A 17,550-nucleotide genomic window follows, 5' to 3' on the forward strand; every position below is an offset into this window, starting at 1 on the left:
TCGCCAGGACCACTTCTTGCGCGCCACGGACCTTTCTGGCGGCTGCAGCAAAGATCAGATCGCCGCCAATCGTGTCTACCAAGGTGAACGGCACCCTCAGAACATGCGCTCAAAGCTGCGGCGCGGCTACGTTGAACTGGCCATCGCCAGCACCATGCCGCATGAACTGGCACGTCAAGCTCTACCGAGCGGACGACGCCGCCGTCCTGAAATCGCCAAACGCTACCACGATCAGGCACTTTTCAAGCTGGCCATCGAGAGCAAGCTGCGCGGATGCAACCTGATTGCGCTCTAGGTTGTCAGCGTCCAAAAGCTACTCTCCATCTCGTGGACAGATTCCGAGATAGTTTAAGCCAATCTATGGCCCTGCCGGTCAGTTTCGATCTTGTTGAAGTAGACCACGGCGGGCGGCTGCCCTAACCAACGGGCTGCACCTGCGCCTGTTTTTTCGGAGAGTAGGCAGGGTGCTTGTCCGCCGTGCCGCTCTACGAGTAGTCGCCGCTGGCCCTTGCTCCGTTTGCGCGCGTGACGTTTTCCATGGCGACAGCGACCCGCTCTAGCAGCTTGCTCCGCGATCCTGCATCGACGAGAAGGCCACGCCTTGCAAGCGCAGCATCTGCCAGTCCTCCGAAGCGGCTCTCAGTGTCCGCAGCACCGATTTCCGCTGTCGGTACCGCCAATGGATGGCTACGGCCAGCTCTTGCCGCCTCGTCCATCTCGGCGACACGCTCCCGTACCCTCCGCAAGGTCCACCACGTCGCGAGGGACATGGACGCGCAGGTAGTAGGTCGATCCGATCAGAACAGGCTGGGGCATTGTGCATCTCATCGTGCACCACCTCTAAGTACCGGTCGAGGCGGCGCATGTTCCTATTCATCAGGTACTTGCGCGATTTCAATGCAATAGAATGGTGGGTGATGAGAGACTCGAACTCCCGACATCTTCGGTGTAAACGAGGTTTTTAGCGCCTTAAGCCCATGATGCTAATACAAAACCGTTTCCCAAGGCGATTGAGGAACACGGCGGACAAACCCAAAACGTACCGTGAATCTGGGAAACAGATCCAAGCATCTACAAGTAGAGCGCAAATCCCTACTTATCTAGACTTCGGCTCTGCAGATCACGGCTCCACCGAATTGCTTGTCTTCAGAAGATCCGCGATCCAAACGCCATCTTGTCCGCGCGCCCTACCCTGTCAGCACTTCATCAGCACCGCTCTCGATCCAGAAGCTCGATGACCTCATCCAGCTGTTTTGCCACATTGTTCACGATCTTTGCGTAGATCGGCCACGTGTTCCGATCGAAGGTTAAATGCGTATCCGAAACCTCAGACGCATACAGCGATGCGTTCGGTCTAACCGCATCGATCGTCAGAAGTGCGTAGAGCACCCTATCGAGAATGTTATCACTCAGAAGTCCAAGATCACGCATTAAATCTGGGGTGGCACTCCGCTCTAGAACATGGACTATACAAATACCGCCCTCTTGTGGCAGTTGGTCCGCGTCTGGACGCGCAAATGCATCTCGGAAAATCGATAGTTCCGCCTTCAATGCCGCCATAATTGCGGCACGCCTTCTGATCTCAGAAGATATTTCGCGGCGCCGCGCCAACCAGCCGTTTAGCAGTTGGGATAAGATTACCCCGGTGAAGCCAATGATCCCAACAATTGAAGTCTGGAATTCCTGCAGTGTCCCTAAATCAACCATGCAGCGCTCCTATCTCGACCCAAAGCGGCGGGCCCGATCAGGCCATGCCGCCGAGGGCGTGCTCTCGACAACCAGCTTCGGGGGAAGCGCGGTCGCGCGCACCAGCATATCGCCGAACCGCTCCTGTGCGAGGCGCGCCGCCTCTGCGTCGGGGTCTTCAGGCAGCAGATCAATTCTGTGCATCGTGCGCTCCTCAGATGGACACATTCAGCTGGGGCACCTGAGGCTCAAGCCAGTCTATGGCTGCAAGTTGTGTTCTGAAACTGAAACCAGAACGAGTTATTAGGTGCTCACCGCTAACCTCTGAGCAGGAAGCCCTAAATTCCAATCCGTCGATATCCCTGCGCGCCGCCACGGAGTAGCAATTGCCTAAATCCTTAAGAGTTTCCAATCTCGCTTCCTATCCGCCCAACGTCACCGCCTACTGACTTACGTTCTCTGCTAAGCGTAGTGATACGACAGCTGGATGGGCTTGGGGCAAAAATTCAACGAGATCTTCCAATCTGGAACGAAAGTTCATTAAGCGAATTATCTCCTCAGGTTTACTTAAGAGAAATTCCTCCGTTGACATAATAATCAACCATGCATCTTCAGTTATTTCAAAGTTTGGCACATATGACAATTTCAGGTGAGCTGACCTGTTTTTCCGAATAATATTCCTTTGCATCAAACTAAGAGCTACAGGAGCATCTTCATTCAAAATCAAAGCGCGATCATACTTTGCAACAGCATGAGATACTAACGCTAGCTCAGTCAAGCTCAACGAGAGAAGGTTTTGCCTCACATCACGTAGTCGCTTATCTCCATTTCGACGCTTTCTCCAAGAAAGCACGTACCTGCGCCAAAGCATCGGCACAATCGCCCAAATAAAACCAATTAAGAACGCGCTGATCGCAAATATAAACGCGAGAAGAGTTGCCGGCTGTACCCACTCAGGCAAGCTAGCGAAGCTGTCAGGAGAAGACCACAAAGCAAGAGCTGCAGCACCTGTAGCAACAGCCAAGATCGCCAAAATCCGCATATCTGACCGAATGATGTCAAGTATGTTTTTGAGAAGTTGCGTCAATAGCCACCACCTTAATGAGCACTGATGACAACAATCAGATACTATTCTATTGATTTTTTATCTAAATATGAAAAACGAACTGTACCATTTTAAGGCCCTCAGCTCGACCAAGGGCTAACATTTGCGCGGCATCACCAACTGAAGAGTGGCATTCTATTATGACCAATATGCCTCTCTGAAAAAAGTTACAGCATGGAGAGTGTACGCGTGGCCAGCCAAAAGAGTCCAGCTGTCGCCAAAGGTTCTAGTCTCAGTATCGTATCTGGTTAATCAGACCTTGAAATTTAAGTGGTGATCGAACAGGTGTCGGAAATCGTCAAGTACTTCCAAAAGAGAAAGCATCAGCTCGCACTGTCAATGCTGCTTGAAAGAGATTCGGCACTGAAGCACTACGATTAAACACCCCCTATCCGTCCCAGCTCACTGTCAATCGCGTCCATGAGCTTCTGGCGCTCGACAAGCACATCCGACGCGGCCTCCCAAAATGGCCGCATCTCCAAAATGGTATTTGCGTCAGCCAAAGCGGTGCTAAATTCTAAAAGCGCAGACTTATAGCCGGCAGCAGCACTGACGACATCTTTGGAAAACACTCCCTGTGCCATCTCAACTGTAGAGTGCTGGCTCAACACGTTGTCCATCAATCGTCGACGCGCCTCGTGCACACCATCTTCATCTTCGATGACTGCAGAGACGTATGCGGCGGCAAACGTCTGGAAGTCGTAGGCTGCATTGCGAACCTCTTGACTACGCTCCTTGAGAAGCTCTGTCCTCGCCAAATCACCGGCATGCCGGTGGTCTCTAGATTGCAAGAAGATGTTGAAAGCAGAGGTCGCCAAGAAAAGAGCAATGGCTCCTGCAAGGAGCCAACCTCGAGGTGTCGATTCGGCTGCGAGCCATCGTTTTAAGCCAGACAACATAGCGAACCCAAAATTATTTCACGGACGCCTTAGGCGCGAAACCTTCATCTTCACTTGCAGCGGTGGCGGCCGAGCAAGCCTCCTTCCAGCGGTGCATCCCAAGAGCATCCAAAGTCTTCACGACCTCGTCTGCCAGACCTTCAGGCGCGCAAGGATCATAGCGCTTGCTAGCCGAATTTTCTAGCCCAACTCTCGCAGCGCCAGTTTCATCGAACGGCTCAGCATGCGCTGAAAGCGCAAGAGAGAACAACGAAGCAATCACGAAAACAACGCTTTTTCCTCGAAGGGTCGTGTACCCAGGCGAGTGAATACTGAACTCTTGCTCAGGGACCGTGGCCTCACCGCGCCTAACGGACGCGGCAATCGCATAGATCGATTCTGCAAGTTCAGCTGCCTCTGCATCTCCCTTCGCGCGGAACGCCTCCACGATTGCGAGGACAAATGCTTGAAAGTGATAGGATTCACGAGCAGTAAAATCTTCACCGGCAGTAGTAAATCGAGCGAGAAACTCACCGTCTATGATAACGTTCTGGTAAGCTGCGCCCAAAACCGGTCTGAGGCTGTCTGCTGGAAGCCTAACTAGGGCATTCTGTGTCCGGAGAGCCCGCAGTGTTCTGACATCCAGATCACGCTCGTCAACTTCACTCAACCACTTAACACGGCGAACGAGTAGTGCAGCTTTTTGATATTTCTCGGTAGGCTCCGTCCAACGCTCAACATCGCTCACCACCTCGCCGACCAAGGTACGAGGCGCCTCCTCTTTAGTGAAGCTGTTCAATGGTGCAGGCACTACAACGAGATCACCGATCTTCATCTCGTTATACAGCCCATTCAGCTGTGATAATGCCAGCTTACGACGCTTCGACCATCGCGTCTTAGTTAGATCTCGGCTAGAGATCTCAGCCATCAGCTCGGGAACGTTATCCGAGTTTCGGTACACCACAGAGGCGTAAAGTTCGGCGCGTACAATCGCCTCCCTGATATCGTCAGTTTCTTTGAAGCCGTCTGTCGCTGGAAACGGTATCGCAGGGAAGTCTAGGAACACCAGCCCATGCTCGTGCATGGCTTCGTAGTGACGGTAGGATCCACCAGGGAAGACGCGATAAGCGCTGTCATCTTCACCAAAAACACGAGCCTGAATATCAATTAGCGGCGTCACCCAAACTTCCCCATTTTACGTTGTCAAGCGATCAGTGTACCGCTTTACGCGATCATTCAAGCAGATGACAGCTTATAGATATGGCAACGTGGACTGTGAACACTCGAAGATTGTGTGATCAAGGAACCACCTCCCCCCTCATAGTGCGCCCTGAGCCGCTCCAGCGCATCCTCGAGCGTTGTCGCGAACCCCTGCCCTACAGGCTGCACCTGCGCAAACCACTGCCAAGCTCGGTCGGGGTCACTGATCTTGGTAGCGTAGACCCGTCCGACCACCTCGCCCTGGTACAGCACGATCCAGTCGAGATCCCCGTCGTCCTTGCCTGCGATGATGGTGCGCTTGCGGGTCCACATGGGGCGGACATAGGGCGGCGGGCCCCCAGTGGGAAGGCCCGCCGCAGCTTCAGATCACGCCGGCACTGAAACCCCGATCCGCGCCGCGGCCTCGCTCTTTAGATGGACAACCCCGTTTCAGCATTGTCGAGCTGCCGTTCAACCTCATCTGCAGCATCGTCTGGGATCGGCGTGGCAAAGACCAAGCGGCGCACCTCTGCCACCAGGTCAGGCGCCTTTTCCTCTGCGTCTTCCAAGATTGCAGAAAGCTCCAGCACTTGGGTGGCTGGAAGATAGTATCTGTCGGCCATATGCCTCTCCTCAGTTTGATCTGTTCCGCGACTTGCGGACATTAGCGGCGTTCTACTCTGCGGCCACCGTCTCCAGCAGGTCGGTGATGTCGCCGCCTTCAGCATAGGGCGGCGGGCCCTCACTTAGAAGGCCCGCCACTTTCGCCTGATGATTGGCCTCGCGCATCTGCTAATGCGCCTCATGAGGGAATGCCGCAAAGCTCCGCCGAGCTTTGCGGCCTTACTGATCAAGCATCGCAACGTGATCAGGAAGGTGACATTGGGGATGCCACACAACCCAGAGTACACAGGCTCGTTATCGAAGCAACGGTTTCAAGCAGGGTTTAGCGTTGACCACCTGAGAACCTCGGATTGCATACACGCAACGCAGATTGGTACTTCAGGTGCGTCCCCCCAGCCTTTTCACCCAGCGCGACCAGGCAAAGGTGCCGCCGCTGAACAGGCCGTAGAGGAGGACCGCCAGAACGGTGGACGCGGTGTTGATGTCGATGGTGACGAGGCCGGCCGCCTTGTCATAGGCCACGAAGGGCAGCGCCGCGGTGAGGCCCGCAAGGGGCAGCAGGATGAATACCCGCAGCAGCAGGGCGATTTGTCCGGTCATGATGAAGTCCTTTCAGGAAAAGCGGCACGCGGCCGCGGGGAAGACCAGCGCGAGGCGCCAGTCGTTGGGGAATGCGGCGATCAGCAGGCGCGCCATTCGCCGCCCTGCAGCCAGCCATGCCAGTGGCCCTGCCAGTTGATCGAGGGCGACAGCTCAGGCGCGGACGTGCTGCCGTTCCAGCACCAGCTCGGGCCGGCCTTGGGCTTGAAGCCGTTGCCGATCTTGAGACGCTGCTTGGTGCCGCAGCCGCAAGGGCAGAAGTGCAGCCAGACCTGCGTGCCGTCTTCGTCAGGATCTGCGACCCAGAACGAGCCGGGCGTCTGATCGCCGAAGAAGGCGTTGCGGTCGCGGTAGTGGACGGCCCGGGTCATCCCAGCGTTGCCCGCTGGAAGTGCATGGCATCGCCACCCCAGAGCCGGATCGCCGGGAGCCACTGGTGGGCCTCCATGATGTCGAGGAAGTCCTGGTACTCGGGGCCGCAGAACAGCGCCTCCGGGCAGCCCATGCGCAGCGCGTTCGGCGCGGCATAGAAGTCGATCGCGCAGCCGTAGGCGTGCATCGACCATTTCGAACCGCCGCGCATCCGCCGGTGGTTGTAGCACCCGGCGAAGCGGTCAATCCCGAGCGCCTGCATGCGGGCGAGGCCGTAGTGCTCATGCACCGCCTCGAGCGCCGCCCGAAGCTGCGGCGCCGCGCGCTGGTGCACGCTGATCCGGGTCACGGTCTGGTCGAGGTTCCAGTCGATGCGCAGCGGGAAGGACAGGCTGATCTGCGAAAGCTGGCTCTGCACGTCGGCGCCGGGCGTGCCGTAATAGGCGGCGCAGTCCCCTTGGCGCGGGATATCATCCGGCCACACTTTATCGGTGATCGGGGCACGGTCGACCTGAGACGGCGTGCCGGCGCGGTGGCTGCGGTAGGCGATCAGCGCCTCGTTGGTGTTGTGCCCGGCCCAGCCGTCCACCGCCCCGGCATCGAAGCCCATGCCATTGAGCACCCGCTGGCCGGCCGCGACCAGCCGCCGGCGGCGGGCCCAGCCCGCGCTTGAGGCGTCGGCGTTGCGCTCGGTGATCTCGACCCCCGCGAGGGTCTTCGGGCCGTCGATGCCGTCGATGGCCCCGGAGTAGTAGCGCAGCTCAGCCAGAAGCGTCTGCACGTCGCTCGTGTTCATGATGATCTCCCATGCGAAAAGGCCCCGCAGGCGGGGCGTGGTGGATTGCGACGTCGGGTGGGTCAGGTGCCCGGCAGAAGCCGGTAGGACAGGCTGTCGGTGCGGTCCTCGAGCGTGGTCTCGCCCTCCGCACCGGGACAGCGATAGGTCAGCGTCAGGTAGACCACTACCCGCCCAGGCCGAAGCACATCCGGCGGGACCATCTCGACCCGCAGGCGCTGGGTGTTGGTGTCGATCTGGCGGCTCACCGGGCCCTTGCGGGACCGCTCGCCCGGCGTCGGGATGTTGAGCTCATCGGTGAAGATCGGCACCCAGTCGATGAGGCGGCACCCCTCCCCGAGCCGGGTCCGAGCGATGACCAAGATCATCACCACGTCGTCGCCCTGCGTCACCGGCTCTTGGATGTAGCTGAGCCCTTCAGGCTGGCGGATCACCCGGTCCTCGCCATTGGCCCGCGCCACGTCGAGCTGCAGCTGCTGCACCGTCGCCTCGAGCCGGCGGAAGTCCTCCACGAAGCCTGAGGCCATGGTGTAGATCTCGCGCAGCGGTCCGAAGGTCATGCCCCAGATCAGGCTGCAGCCGCCGAAGATGGCGGCTATGGCCCCCATGATCTTGCCTGCCTCGATCAGCCGGCCTTTCCAGGTGCGCGGGAACTCGTCACCGGTCATACTTCTGTCTCCCATTCGGCCTCCGATGGTCCGAGGTCATAAAAAAGCCCGCGCGAAGCGGGCGGTGGTCAGCGGATGCCGCCGACCGGCCTGTGCTAGCCGGTCAGCTCTGTGTAGACGCTCATGCAGGCCAGTGCGCGTCGTCGGTGAAGTCGTCGGGCAGCACGGCCAAGTTTTTCATCTGTCGGGCTGTGAAAATGTGGAGCTGTTTGTGCCGCTTCGCAGCCTTTCCCATAGCGAGAGTGGTCTGCGCGTCCATCGGCGTCAGACTGTTGTCCGCGGCGATCCACGCGAAGTCTACGTTCGGATCATCCCACCGAAGGTCGCCCGGCAGCGCGCCGTTGACGATGGCCTCGAGCGCACTGGTGGCGGCGCCCGCCATGTTCTCGAGGTCTTCAGGGCGTGTCTGGTACTCCACGCCCTCGAAGGTGAAGCCGCCGCTGATGCGACGGTCGCGCTCGACGGTGATCTGCGCGAGCTTCGCGGCACGCGCCTCGGCCGCTTTGTCCTCAGCGGTGATGACCAGGCTCATGTCGATGTTGCTCATGCCGCGACCTCCTCGGCGTTGTAGGGCGGAAGCTCGACCGGGCCGTCGGCCACGTCGACCAGCGGCTCGGGGAAACGGGTTTCTTCGGGGGCGTCGGCCCCGTGCGGCAGGACGACCGGCACCGTCAGCACGCCAGCCTCGTCGCGGGTCACGTCGCCTGCAATCCAGTCGCAGGTGATCGCGGCGCGGGGCAGCGTGGCCCCGGCAGGCACGTCGATGAAGTCGAACACCTCGCCGTTGATGGTCAGGGTGTCGCCGCTCTTGGATAGCTCAAGCTGCGTGTCGAGGCGGATGGGGGAGAGGATGATTTTCATGTGGTTGCTCCTTTAGAACCAGAACCCTTTGGCTTTCCAATAAACACGCACAAGGTCGCCGGACGCGAACCCAGCCGATGCTCCGGCGACGGTCCTGACTACGATCTGCGCCGATCCGGTTGCGAGGTTCGCGGTCGTCACAGGCCCAATGTCGAAGTGTGTGGGCGTGTAAGAAGACTCCGAAACGCAGACGGTGCCTTCCAGGTTGGGTTTTCTGTCAGCAGCGAAAGAAGCGGGGAAAGGGGCCGGGAAATTTTGGAGAACCCCAACCTGCCCACTATTGACGTATGCGAGGTCTACAATACCCCAGCACTCCATCGATCCATCGGCGTACTTCCGGTAGCTTCCGTTGGCATTGCTACCGCGCTCAATAAGCGCCCCGGTCGGCACGCCGTCAGACTGGCTGACCGTGCCGAGAACGGACCCCTGATGATACATCTCGAACCACCGCTTGTAAGAGCCGCCAAATGCAGCGCGGAAGAACATGCGGCTCGCGTTGTCCTTGAAGACTAGCTGCGCCGCCTGTTCAGAGGCTCCGCCGAAACGCCGAAGCTGCAGGCCGTAGCCAGCGCTACCCGGCACGGGCAGTGTGCCAGCCGCCGCGTTCGTGAACTGGAAGAACTCGACAGGAATATCCTGCGCGTCCAGATCCGACACGAACGGCACGTTGTTGACTGCGCCGGGGCCGAAGTCCCCCACCTTCGTAACCCTTCCGGCGGTGGTGTCGTCGTTGCTCTGCGTGACCGCGAGGCCGTTCAGAAGCACGTCGAGTTGCAGCCCCGCGCTCGACAGACGCCCCCGGCGCGCGCCGCCCGTGACGAGATCCAGCATGTCGTTGCCAGGCAGGTTGACCCCGGTGTTGGTGTCCGACGCCCCGCGAACAGACGGTGCGTTATTCGTCCCTGCCGGGAAGCGCCCAGCCAGCGTGCCCTCGTTGTGGCTGCGCATCTCAGAGATCGCACCGTAGAGCGCATCGCTGGCGTCCTGCAGGAAGCCCTCGATGGGCAGGATGTCGTAGACCGCCCCGGTCTGCGTGGACCCCTGATAGGCCCGTGTGAGCGTGATCTGCGTGTTGCTGACCACACTCGCGATCTCATACAGCCGATTGTCCGGCATGTAGATCGCCTGCCCGGGCGTGACGTTCGCCACCCAAGCGGTGCCGACCCCGTTGACCGTCGTGTTGCCATTCGTGACGGACACAGTGCCGTCGCCATACCATGCCATTGATCTTACCTCTTGATCTGTTGTGCGAAGAAATCGACCCGGCAGATCCGCATGCGCGGACTGCCCGGTTGGAGCCGCGCCCGCAGGCGATACCGCCGCTGTTCGGTGGCGCTGCGAAGGTCCGCTGTCGCGTGTGTGAACGGGATCATCTGACCGTCAGCGGCCTTGCCGGGGATGATCCCGGTCGCCGAGAAGCGGATGCCTTCCCACGCGCTCCACGGCGCCTGTTCGTTGGCGCGATACTGCATCTCGTAGGCCACCAGCCCCCACGCCTGACCATCGGGGGCGTCGATGTTGCAGCTGGCGTCGAGCCGCACGCTCGAACCGGCCTCGACATCCATCGGGTCAAGCGTGATGAGCGTGGTGTAGTCGGCGCTGCTCACGAGGATGAAGTCAGCGTCAGCCGTGGACGCATAGGGCCAGGCAAACACATGAGCCTGCGAAGACACCGCGCCCGGCGCGATAATCTCCCCGGTGACGGTCAGATTGCCCACCACGATCTCATCGGCGAAGAGCTGCGAGATCACCGCCGTGTCGATCTGGGCAATGCCGGTGATCTGCACGTAGTCCGCTGCCAGCCGGAACGTGCTGACTGGGCCGCCGACACCGTCGCTGACGCTCACCGCCTCGAGGACGTTTTCGCCGTTGAGCTGGAAGATGAAGCCCGAGTTGATTCCGTTCAGCCCAGCCTGAGCGAAGGCGGTGGCCGAGGCCATCGCCGTCAGATCGCCATAGCTCGCCGAGATCTGCCGCTCGACAGCGGCCACCGCGCCATCTGCGTCCACGCGCGTTGCCTCGACCGTCTCGACACGGGCGCGCACGTCCGTTTCGGTGGCCGAGACGCGCTCGACGCGCAAGCTGGTCGCAAAGCCCCATCCAACGCCACCGACGCTGCGACGGAACCGAATGCGGGCCGACGCCGCCCACGGCGGGACTGTCACGAGGTCGAGGTCGTCGTGGTCGGTCCACGCCGTGGCATTGGATTGTGCCTCGCGAACCTGATCCGCGCCCGACAGCACGTTCCCGGCGGCGTCGAAAAAGATGAAGCGGAACCCCTGCAGGGCATTGCCGCCCGATGCAGCCGCCGAACGGAACGACACGCGGAACTGTTGGCCCGGCTGCACCGGCACGCCGTCAACGATGACCGCACCGCTGTAGTCATTCGCCGCCGAGCGCAACACGAAGGGGGTCGGGGCATTCTGGACCGCCGCAAATGCCGTGGTGCCACGGGGGATCACGGCAAAGCCGGTATCGACATCGGACCACCCGTCAAGGCGGTCCGTCAGGAAGTCCCCGTTCGGAACGAGTTGCCCGGCGCCGAGGCTGGCCTCGATGACATTGGCGCGCCCGGCGAGCGCGGTCAGGCTGTCGCCTTGCTCTTCAACCTGCGTGGTGACGCCATCAAGAGACGTTGCCGTTGCGGCAAGGCCGGAATCGGCGTCGTAGAGAGTAGCGCTCATCTGGGCCACGGTCTGAGCGATCACCGACGAGGACGAAGCGCTGACCGTGTTGATCTGGTCAATCTCACCGTGTGCTGCCGCGAGCCCGGTGCTAGGATGGTTGACCGTGGCCTGCAATCCGAGATGGGCCTGCACCAGTGTGGAGTCCGAACTGACGTCCACGGTGTTGATCTGGTCGATCTCGCCATGAGCAGCCGCCAAGCCAGTATTCGGATCATTGACCGCGCCTCGGACCGTCAAGAACGCTTGCACCAGTGCGGAGTCCGAAGACAAATCCACGGTGTTCAGTTCGTTGATCTCACCGTGTGCAGCGGCCAAGCCTGTTTCGGGGTCGTTCACCGCCCCTCGTACCATCAGAAACGCCTGCACCAGTGCAGAGTCCGAGTTCACGTTCACGGTGTTGATCTGGTCGATCTCGCCATGAGCAGCTTGGAGTCCCGTTTCCGGGTCGTTCACCACACCCTTAAGGCCGAGATAATCCTGCACCAGAGCAGAGTCCGAGCTCACATCGACCGTGTTCAGCGCCTCAATGCCACCGTGCGCTGCCGCCAGACCGGTTTCGGGGTCGTTCACCGTGCCCTGGATATTGAGGTGAGACTGCACCAGAGCCGAGCCGGAGTTCACGTTCACCCTGTTGATTTCCGTGATCTGGCCTTGGGCGGTGCCGAGGGACGCCTCAATCCGGGAGATCTCCTCGGCCAGCGCCTCATCAGCCGTGGCCCGGGTGGTCTGCTCCTCGTTGATCACCGCTTGCGCTTCGCCAAGATCCGCCGAGAGCTGATTGGCCTGCCGCGCCAGCGCCTCGTCCGCCGAGGTGCGCGCGGTGCGCTCCGACACGATGCTGGCCTGGGCCTCTCCGAGCGCCGCCCCGAGAAGATCGCGCGCGTTGGCCTCGGCCAACAAGCCCTCTTCGACCCAGGTCCGCACCTCTTCCAGCGAGACGGCCACCGCGTCACGGACGTTCTCTTCAGCCGTAAATGCGTTCCACATGTCCACGATGCTGCGCGCGGTGCTTGCGCGCTGCTCGCCCTGTAGCTCCCGGACAGACGACACGATCAGCGTGCGGCTCGCAGCCTCTGCGGTCAGGCCTTCCTCGTTCCGCGCCACGCGGCCCGTCAGCTCGGTAACGGCGTCTGCGGTGCCTTCGGCCTGCCCGCTGACACTGGCGAGGCCAGCGCTGACCTGCGTTAGGGTCTGACCAAGAGCCTCATCCTCAGCGGCGCGAACACGCAGTTCGTCACGGATCTGCGCGTTCGAGGTGTCCACCGCGCCGCGCAGTTCGGTCACGTCCTCGGCAACGGCCCGGTCTTGCTCATCGACGTAAGCCTGCAGCTCCGAGCGCGCCTGTGCCTCGGCCACACGGATGGCCTCTTCCGCCTCGTAGCGCCCCCACATATCCGCGATGGACCGCGCGGTCAGATCGTTCACGTCCCGAGCGATGATCCGGGACGCCTCGACCGACTGGCGGATCGTGGCCGCATCCGGGATCGCCTCGATCACTTGCTCGGCGGCAGACAGGCGGGCGGTGTAAGGGTCGAACTCTTCCTTGGTCACGCGGTCTTCGATCAGACCTGCCATTGCATCGAGCGTGCTGGTCACGGTCGTCATGGTGACGAGGCCGCCATTGACGGTCAGGGCCGAAGCGTGCTGCTCGAGAGTGCCGTTGACGCCATCGAGGACAAGTTCGACCTCCCGCACATCCACGATCAGGTCATCGAGGAACGGCAGCTGTGTCGGGTCCGTGAGGGCCCGAAACACCTCCTGATCGACATAGGCCTGAGTGGCATACAGCCCAAGCTGCGCGGTGGCCGCATCGAGGTTCACTCGGACCTCCGAGACCTGATCCTGCAGATACTCGAACGCCTCGATCTTCACCGTGCCGTCCTCGGGATCGACGTAGATCCCGGCGCCAGTCAGGCGCTGGTCGGTGGACCACTGCAAGTCCATCAGCGCCATCATGCGTTGCATCAGATCGCGCCCGGTCTGCTCCACGGACCGGATGCGCGGCAGGGTGTCGGTGAGGCGCTGCGTTTCGACGTCCAGCCGCGTGGACAGCGGAACAGGCGCGGTGAGCGAGCCGATGGATCGCTCGATGGCCTCCGCCAGCGGCAGGCCGTCGAACGTGCCGAACGTGCCGAAGCTCTCAAGCACGGCATCGCGCAGATCCCCCACGGTGCCGGTGGCGTCCTCGATGGGCTCGTCGTGCCGCTCAAATGCGGTGTTGATCCGCTCGCGCAACTCATCCGCAACGTCGTCAGCGGTCAGGCGCAGATCGGGAGTCGTCACCGGCAGCCAGCCCGACCATCGCCGCAGATCCGGCGCCCCAGTGACGAAGCTGGCGCGGATCTCGTAGGCCACATCCGGCAGCAGGACGTCCGAGAGCGTGATCGGTGTCTCCGAGGCCTCGGCAAAGCGGCCCCGGTCGAACACCTCGCCGGTGGCGGCCACCCGCAGCTGCCACGTCACGCGCACGGTGCGGTTGGTCGGCGCGACCCACGACAGGCGGATCGCCGGGCGGCGGGCGGTGCCGCTGGCATCGGCGATGCTGGCCGGAACGGCAGACGCAACAATCGCGGGCGGGGCCGGTGCGGCTGTCGTCGCCGTGACATCGGCGGGCGCGGCACCCCAGCCGCGTGTCTTGCCGTCGCGCCCGGTGGTCCGGGCCTCGACGCTGTAGCTCACGCCCTCGTCCAGCGCGCCGGTGAGCAGGCTGTACTCGCCCGCCGGCACGGTCTCGCCGTAGGTCCAGGGCGTCTCGTCCTCGTCCGCCTCGCGCCAGCGCAGCTGCACCGTCACCCCATCGAGGTCCGCGCGGGACGCAATGGGGGCCAGCTGCACCGCGATGCGCGGGCGCACCGACAGGTCCGGCAGGACAAGCTGGGTGCGATCCGACGAGTAGGCCGCGGTGATGACCGGCGCCGGCGGCAGGTCCGACGTCGCGGGGCGTGGCAGGGTGATGACCGGATCGTAGGCAGGGACCTCGGTGGTGGCCGCGTCCAGCACCCACGGGGCGGCGTCCACCACCTCGATGAGCGCGGTCTCGTCCGCCTCGGGGCGCACAGCCATCACCAGCATGTCGGCGCTGCGCTGCTCGGTCTCCTCGATGGCGACGAGATCGCCCACGTCGATCCACTCCTCGAGCACCTCAACGCTGGGCGTCCAGACGCGGGCCTGCGGGTCCACCGGCGAGGCCACGGCAAAGGCACGAATACCGGCGCGGGCATTGCGCACCACCATCCGGAAGCTGGCCTGATCAAAGTCGAACACATCATCCAGCGTGATGCTGGTGATGAGGCCATTCTCATTCGTCAGCGCCTTCACCCGCGCTTCGCCGACACCGATCAGAGGCACGTCATGCACCAGCCGGATCTTTTCGCCGTGCTGGATATGAATGCTCTCCCAGTCCGCCTTGAACGAATGGGTCTCCGGGCGGTGCAACGCCGTGGCGAGGTGATAGCGGCCGAGCCGGTAGGTGTTGCCCTCGTCCTCGTCCTCAGCCGTCACGACAGTGCCGGGCAGCTGCAGGGTCTCAAGCTCGGTGGCGGTCTGGCGGGTGTACCCGTCCTTGAGCACCAGCACCTCGTCTTCCTGCCAGTCGAGCCGCTCAGAGCGGACCATGCAGCGGAAGCCATGGATCTCGCGTGGGAACGTCAGCTTCGAACGATAGTCCCAAGAGTTGCGCGGGGTGAACACCTGACGCACCGGCCCCGCCGCCCCTTCGCGCACCACGCTATAATGCATGTCAGCCAGGGTGCGGCGGGCGCGCCCGGCGGCGCAGATGATGTCCAGCACGTCCTTCAGCTGGGTGGCGGTGTCCACCACGTAATCGCAGGTCCAGTGCGGCTCCTCGGCAGCCCAGGCATATAGCGTGGCGAGGTCGATCCGCTCATCGGCAACCGGGCGGCGCAGGTGGGGTCCACGCAGGGCCTGCGCGTAGATCCACGCCGGATGGCGCACCGGGCGCGGTTCGGTCCACTGCAGGTTGCCGTCCAGCTCCGGCGCCAGCTGCTGCACGATGGCGTTGAGGCTGTCGATCCGCCCGTTCAGCTGGTCGTTGGCCTTAATGCGCAGGGCGATCTCGGCAATGCCCTCATGGCTCGGCAGCTTGCCATCGCGGAAGGACCGGATTGCGGTCAGGTAGCCCGCGTTCTGGTCTCCGCTGTCGTTGTCGATGCCATCGAGGCGCTCGACGCGGATGGCATACTCCCCCGGCTCCGGGAACGTGATGTCGTAGCTGTAGCGCAGCAGCGTGGTGGACTTGGCACGGTAGGTCTTCTGCCCTGCCGTGATCCACGCGCCCTCATCCACGCCGCCTGCGACGGGCTGGTAGCTGAAGCGGAAGCTGGCCTCGTGCTTGCCTACGTCGCCGTCGTTGCTGTCGTACAGACCGCTCGTGAAGCTGATGTCCACGCTGGCCGAGACAGTCTGCTCGCGGGTGTAGCGCACCACCGGCGCATCGCGGTCCGGAAGGTCGTTGTAGCTGTCCTCGGCCACATTGCTCGGGTAGAGCCGCATGGTCTCGGACCCCTGCCGCCAGCCGGGCTGCGGCTGCTGGTAGGCCCCCGAGGTGTCCGTGACCATCACGAAGTCCGGGCGGGTGCCGCGCAGGCCATAGAGCAGCTGGGCCTCGGACGGCGGTGCGGGCACGGCGCCAGTGATGCGCAGCCGCCAGCGACGAGACACACCATCGGCGCCGAAGTCGGCAGAAGCCCACTCGAACGCGCCAGTCTGGCCCGGCCACGTCTGCACCTGCACCCAAGCGCCGCCGTCCTCGGACACATCCAGCGCCAGATCGAAGGATCCGCCGTTATCCCCGCATGTCACGTCAACGGAAATGCGCGCGCGGGACACAGCGTCCGCAGGCTCGAACACGTAGCTGTCGCCCACGTCCTGCAGGCGTGCGCGCGGCGTGTGCGCTTCCTCGGTCAGGGTCGGGATCAGGTCCGCAAGCTCCGGCATCGCCGCCAGCGTGCGCTCGCGGTCAACGTTGAGCATCTCGATCTCGACGCCCTCGTATTCCCAGATCGGGGTCGAGCCGATGCGCAGATCCTCCAGCATCACCCCCGCACTTCCACCCACACCTCCACACCAGCCGAAGGTCGCGCGGAGCCGGTAATAGATATCCTTGCCCACGGTCTCTGAATAGCCAGAGGCGGTCAGCGTCGGGTACATGCGGTGACGCCCGAGGACGGACGGATAGACGCCGTAAGGGTTGGCGGCATTGGCGGTGCCGGTGATAGCGTAGTTTTGCGGCCCGCCTGCCCCGCCTTGCTGCGCCGGCGGGATCAGGCTGTTGATCGCCAGCGCGCCGACAACGGTAATCGCGCCGACGGCCAAGGCATAGGCGCCGCCCGTGAGGCTCAGGGCGCCAGCGGCCCAGCTCGCGGCATGCGGCAGGGCCGCCGACGCCAGCAGCGCCAGCGAGCCCGGATCACGGACCGGGAAGGCAACCTCAACGCGGGTCCCAGCCTTCGGACGGACCTTGCGCCACATGTCGAGCGGCACAATCGACATCTCGGTGCCGCGGATGAGTCGCACCAGCGGCAGACCGAAACGCTCTGTGTTGAGATCCATCGCGCCCACAATCTCAGCGACAGTGGCACCACAGAGGATTTCGGGACGCACAACGTCTCGGCGCAGCGGGTGCTGCTGCCCGACCACGTCGAGCAGAGGGGTGTCATCGAACACGATAAATTCCTTCGAGCTTTCCGTTCCAGCGCATGCTGCGCCAGCAGTCCACGCGGCTTCCGCTGTGGGCTTCGATGTGGAGCATGTCCCGGTTGTTCAGGGCGTAGCCGAGGTGCAGGGGGCGGCCAGCGGAGAGGAACAGCAGAGCGTCCCCCTCTTCTGCGATCTCGACGCGTTCAAAGCGCGGGCGGAACTCATCAACCACCGACTGCCTTAGCGCCGCCTGCATGGTGCAATCAGGGTCGGGGATCTCGCGCCCAAAGCGCAGTTGCTGCAGCGCGAGCCACAGCCCGAGGCAGTCGAACGCCTCCGGCCCCCGCCCACGCTCCGCGTAAGGCAGGCCGATCCAGTCGTCGGTCCACATGGGGGTTTTCCGTTTTCGTGGGGA

General features: G+C 62.3%; 17 protein-coding genes. 1 reads left to right on the top strand and 16 read right to left on the bottom strand.

Annotated features, from left to right (window positions below; translation table 11 throughout):
• Positions 1–16: 16 nt before the first annotated feature.
• Positions 17–295, top strand: coding sequence for a hypothetical protein (locus IEX41_RS13740; protein ID WP_188790821.1), 279 nt, complete (start codon positions 17–19; stop codon positions 293–295).
• A 911-nt stretch (positions 296–1,206) separates the two neighbouring features.
• On the opposite strand, the gene IEX41_RS13745 is transcribed toward IEX41_RS13740, so the two are convergent.
• From IEX41_RS13745 to IEX41_RS13820, 16 genes are all read right to left on the bottom strand, one after another.
• Positions 1,207–1,707 carry a hypothetical protein gene (locus IEX41_RS13745; protein WP_188790822.1) on the bottom strand — a complete coding sequence of 167 codons (501 nt, stop codon included), beginning with the start codon at positions 1,705–1,707 and terminating at the stop codon, positions 1,207–1,209.
• Between the two features lie 9 nt (positions 1,708–1,716).
• Complete coding sequence (locus IEX41_RS13750; RefSeq protein ID WP_188790823.1) at positions 1,717–1,890, bottom strand: hypothetical protein; 174 nt, start codon at positions 1,888–1,890, stop codon at positions 1,717–1,719.
• Between the two features lie 238 nt (positions 1,891–2,128).
• On the bottom strand, positions 2,129–2,773 hold the full coding sequence (locus tag IEX41_RS13755; protein ID WP_188790824.1) for a super-infection exclusion protein B: 645 nt from the start codon (positions 2,771–2,773) through the stop codon (positions 2,129–2,131).
• Between the two features lie 395 nt (positions 2,774–3,168).
• Entirely contained in the window at positions 3,169–3,609 is a 441-nt protein-coding gene (locus tag IEX41_RS13760) for a hypothetical protein (RefSeq protein WP_188790825.1), read from the bottom strand.
• A 94-nt stretch (positions 3,610–3,703) separates the two neighbouring features.
• On the bottom strand, positions 3,704–4,849 hold the full coding sequence (locus IEX41_RS13765; protein WP_188790826.1) for a DUF8426 domain-containing protein: 1,146 nt from the start codon (positions 4,847–4,849) through the stop codon (positions 3,704–3,706).
• Between the two features lie 56 nt (positions 4,850–4,905).
• Positions 4,906–5,202 (bottom strand): hypothetical protein, encoded by a 297-nt coding sequence (locus IEX41_RS13770; RefSeq protein WP_188790827.1) that lies wholly within the window; start codon positions 5,200–5,202, stop codon positions 4,906–4,908.
• Positions 5,203–5,300: 98 nt separating this feature from the next.
• Complete coding sequence (locus IEX41_RS13775) at positions 5,301–5,492, bottom strand: hypothetical protein (RefSeq protein WP_188790828.1); 192 nt, start codon at positions 5,490–5,492, stop codon at positions 5,301–5,303.
• 379 nt (positions 5,493–5,871) lie between these two features.
• Positions 5,872–6,093 carry a hypothetical protein gene (locus IEX41_RS13780; protein WP_188790829.1) on the bottom strand — a complete coding sequence of 74 codons (222 nt, stop codon included), beginning with the start codon at positions 6,091–6,093 and terminating at the stop codon, positions 5,872–5,874.
• An 80-nt stretch (positions 6,094–6,173) separates the two neighbouring features.
• On the bottom strand, positions 6,174–6,464 hold the full coding sequence (locus IEX41_RS13785) for a ubiquitination-like system serine protease family protein (RefSeq protein ID WP_188790830.1): 291 nt from the start codon (positions 6,462–6,464) through the stop codon (positions 6,174–6,176).
• Positions 6,461–7,261, bottom strand: a complete 801-nt coding sequence (locus IEX41_RS13790) for a M15 family metallopeptidase (protein ID WP_188790831.1) — start codon at positions 7,259–7,261, stop codon at positions 6,461–6,463. The genes IEX41_RS13785 and IEX41_RS13790 overlap by 4 nt, the downstream gene beginning before the upstream one ends.
• Before the next feature lie 62 nt (positions 7,262–7,323).
• On the bottom strand, positions 7,324–7,929 hold the full coding sequence (locus IEX41_RS13795; protein ID WP_188790832.1) for a hypothetical protein: 606 nt from the start codon (positions 7,927–7,929) through the stop codon (positions 7,324–7,326).
• Positions 7,930–8,050: 121 nt separating this feature from the next.
• Positions 8,051–8,476: a DUF4376 domain-containing protein gene (locus IEX41_RS13800; protein WP_188790833.1), complete on the bottom strand. Its 426-nt coding sequence runs from the start codon at positions 8,474–8,476 to the stop codon at positions 8,051–8,053.
• Positions 8,473–8,790 (bottom strand): hypothetical protein, encoded by a 318-nt coding sequence (locus IEX41_RS13805; RefSeq protein ID WP_188790834.1) that lies wholly within the window; start codon positions 8,788–8,790, stop codon positions 8,473–8,475. Before IEX41_RS13805 ends, IEX41_RS13800 begins: the two co-directional genes overlap by 4 nt.
• A 12-nt stretch (positions 8,791–8,802) precedes the next feature.
• A complete protein-coding gene (locus IEX41_RS13810; protein ID WP_188790835.1) occupies positions 8,803–10,014 on the bottom strand; it encodes a hypothetical protein in 1,212 nt (403 codons plus the stop codon).
• Between the two features lie 5 nt (positions 10,015–10,019).
• Positions 10,020–17,162, bottom strand: a complete 7,143-nt coding sequence (locus tag IEX41_RS13815) for a host specificity factor TipJ family phage tail protein (RefSeq protein ID WP_188790836.1) — start codon at positions 17,160–17,162, stop codon at positions 10,020–10,022.
• Entirely contained in the window at positions 17,152–17,526 is a 375-nt protein-coding gene (locus IEX41_RS13820) for an NlpC/P60 family protein (RefSeq protein WP_188790837.1), read from the bottom strand. The genes IEX41_RS13815 and IEX41_RS13820 overlap by 11 nt, the downstream gene beginning before the upstream one ends.
• Positions 17,527–17,550 lie beyond the last annotated feature (24 nt).

The organism is Salipiger pallidus (genome assembly GCF_014643635.1).
GTDB classification, from domain to species: domain Bacteria; phylum Pseudomonadota; class Alphaproteobacteria; order Rhodobacterales; family Rhodobacteraceae; genus Salipiger; species Salipiger pallidus.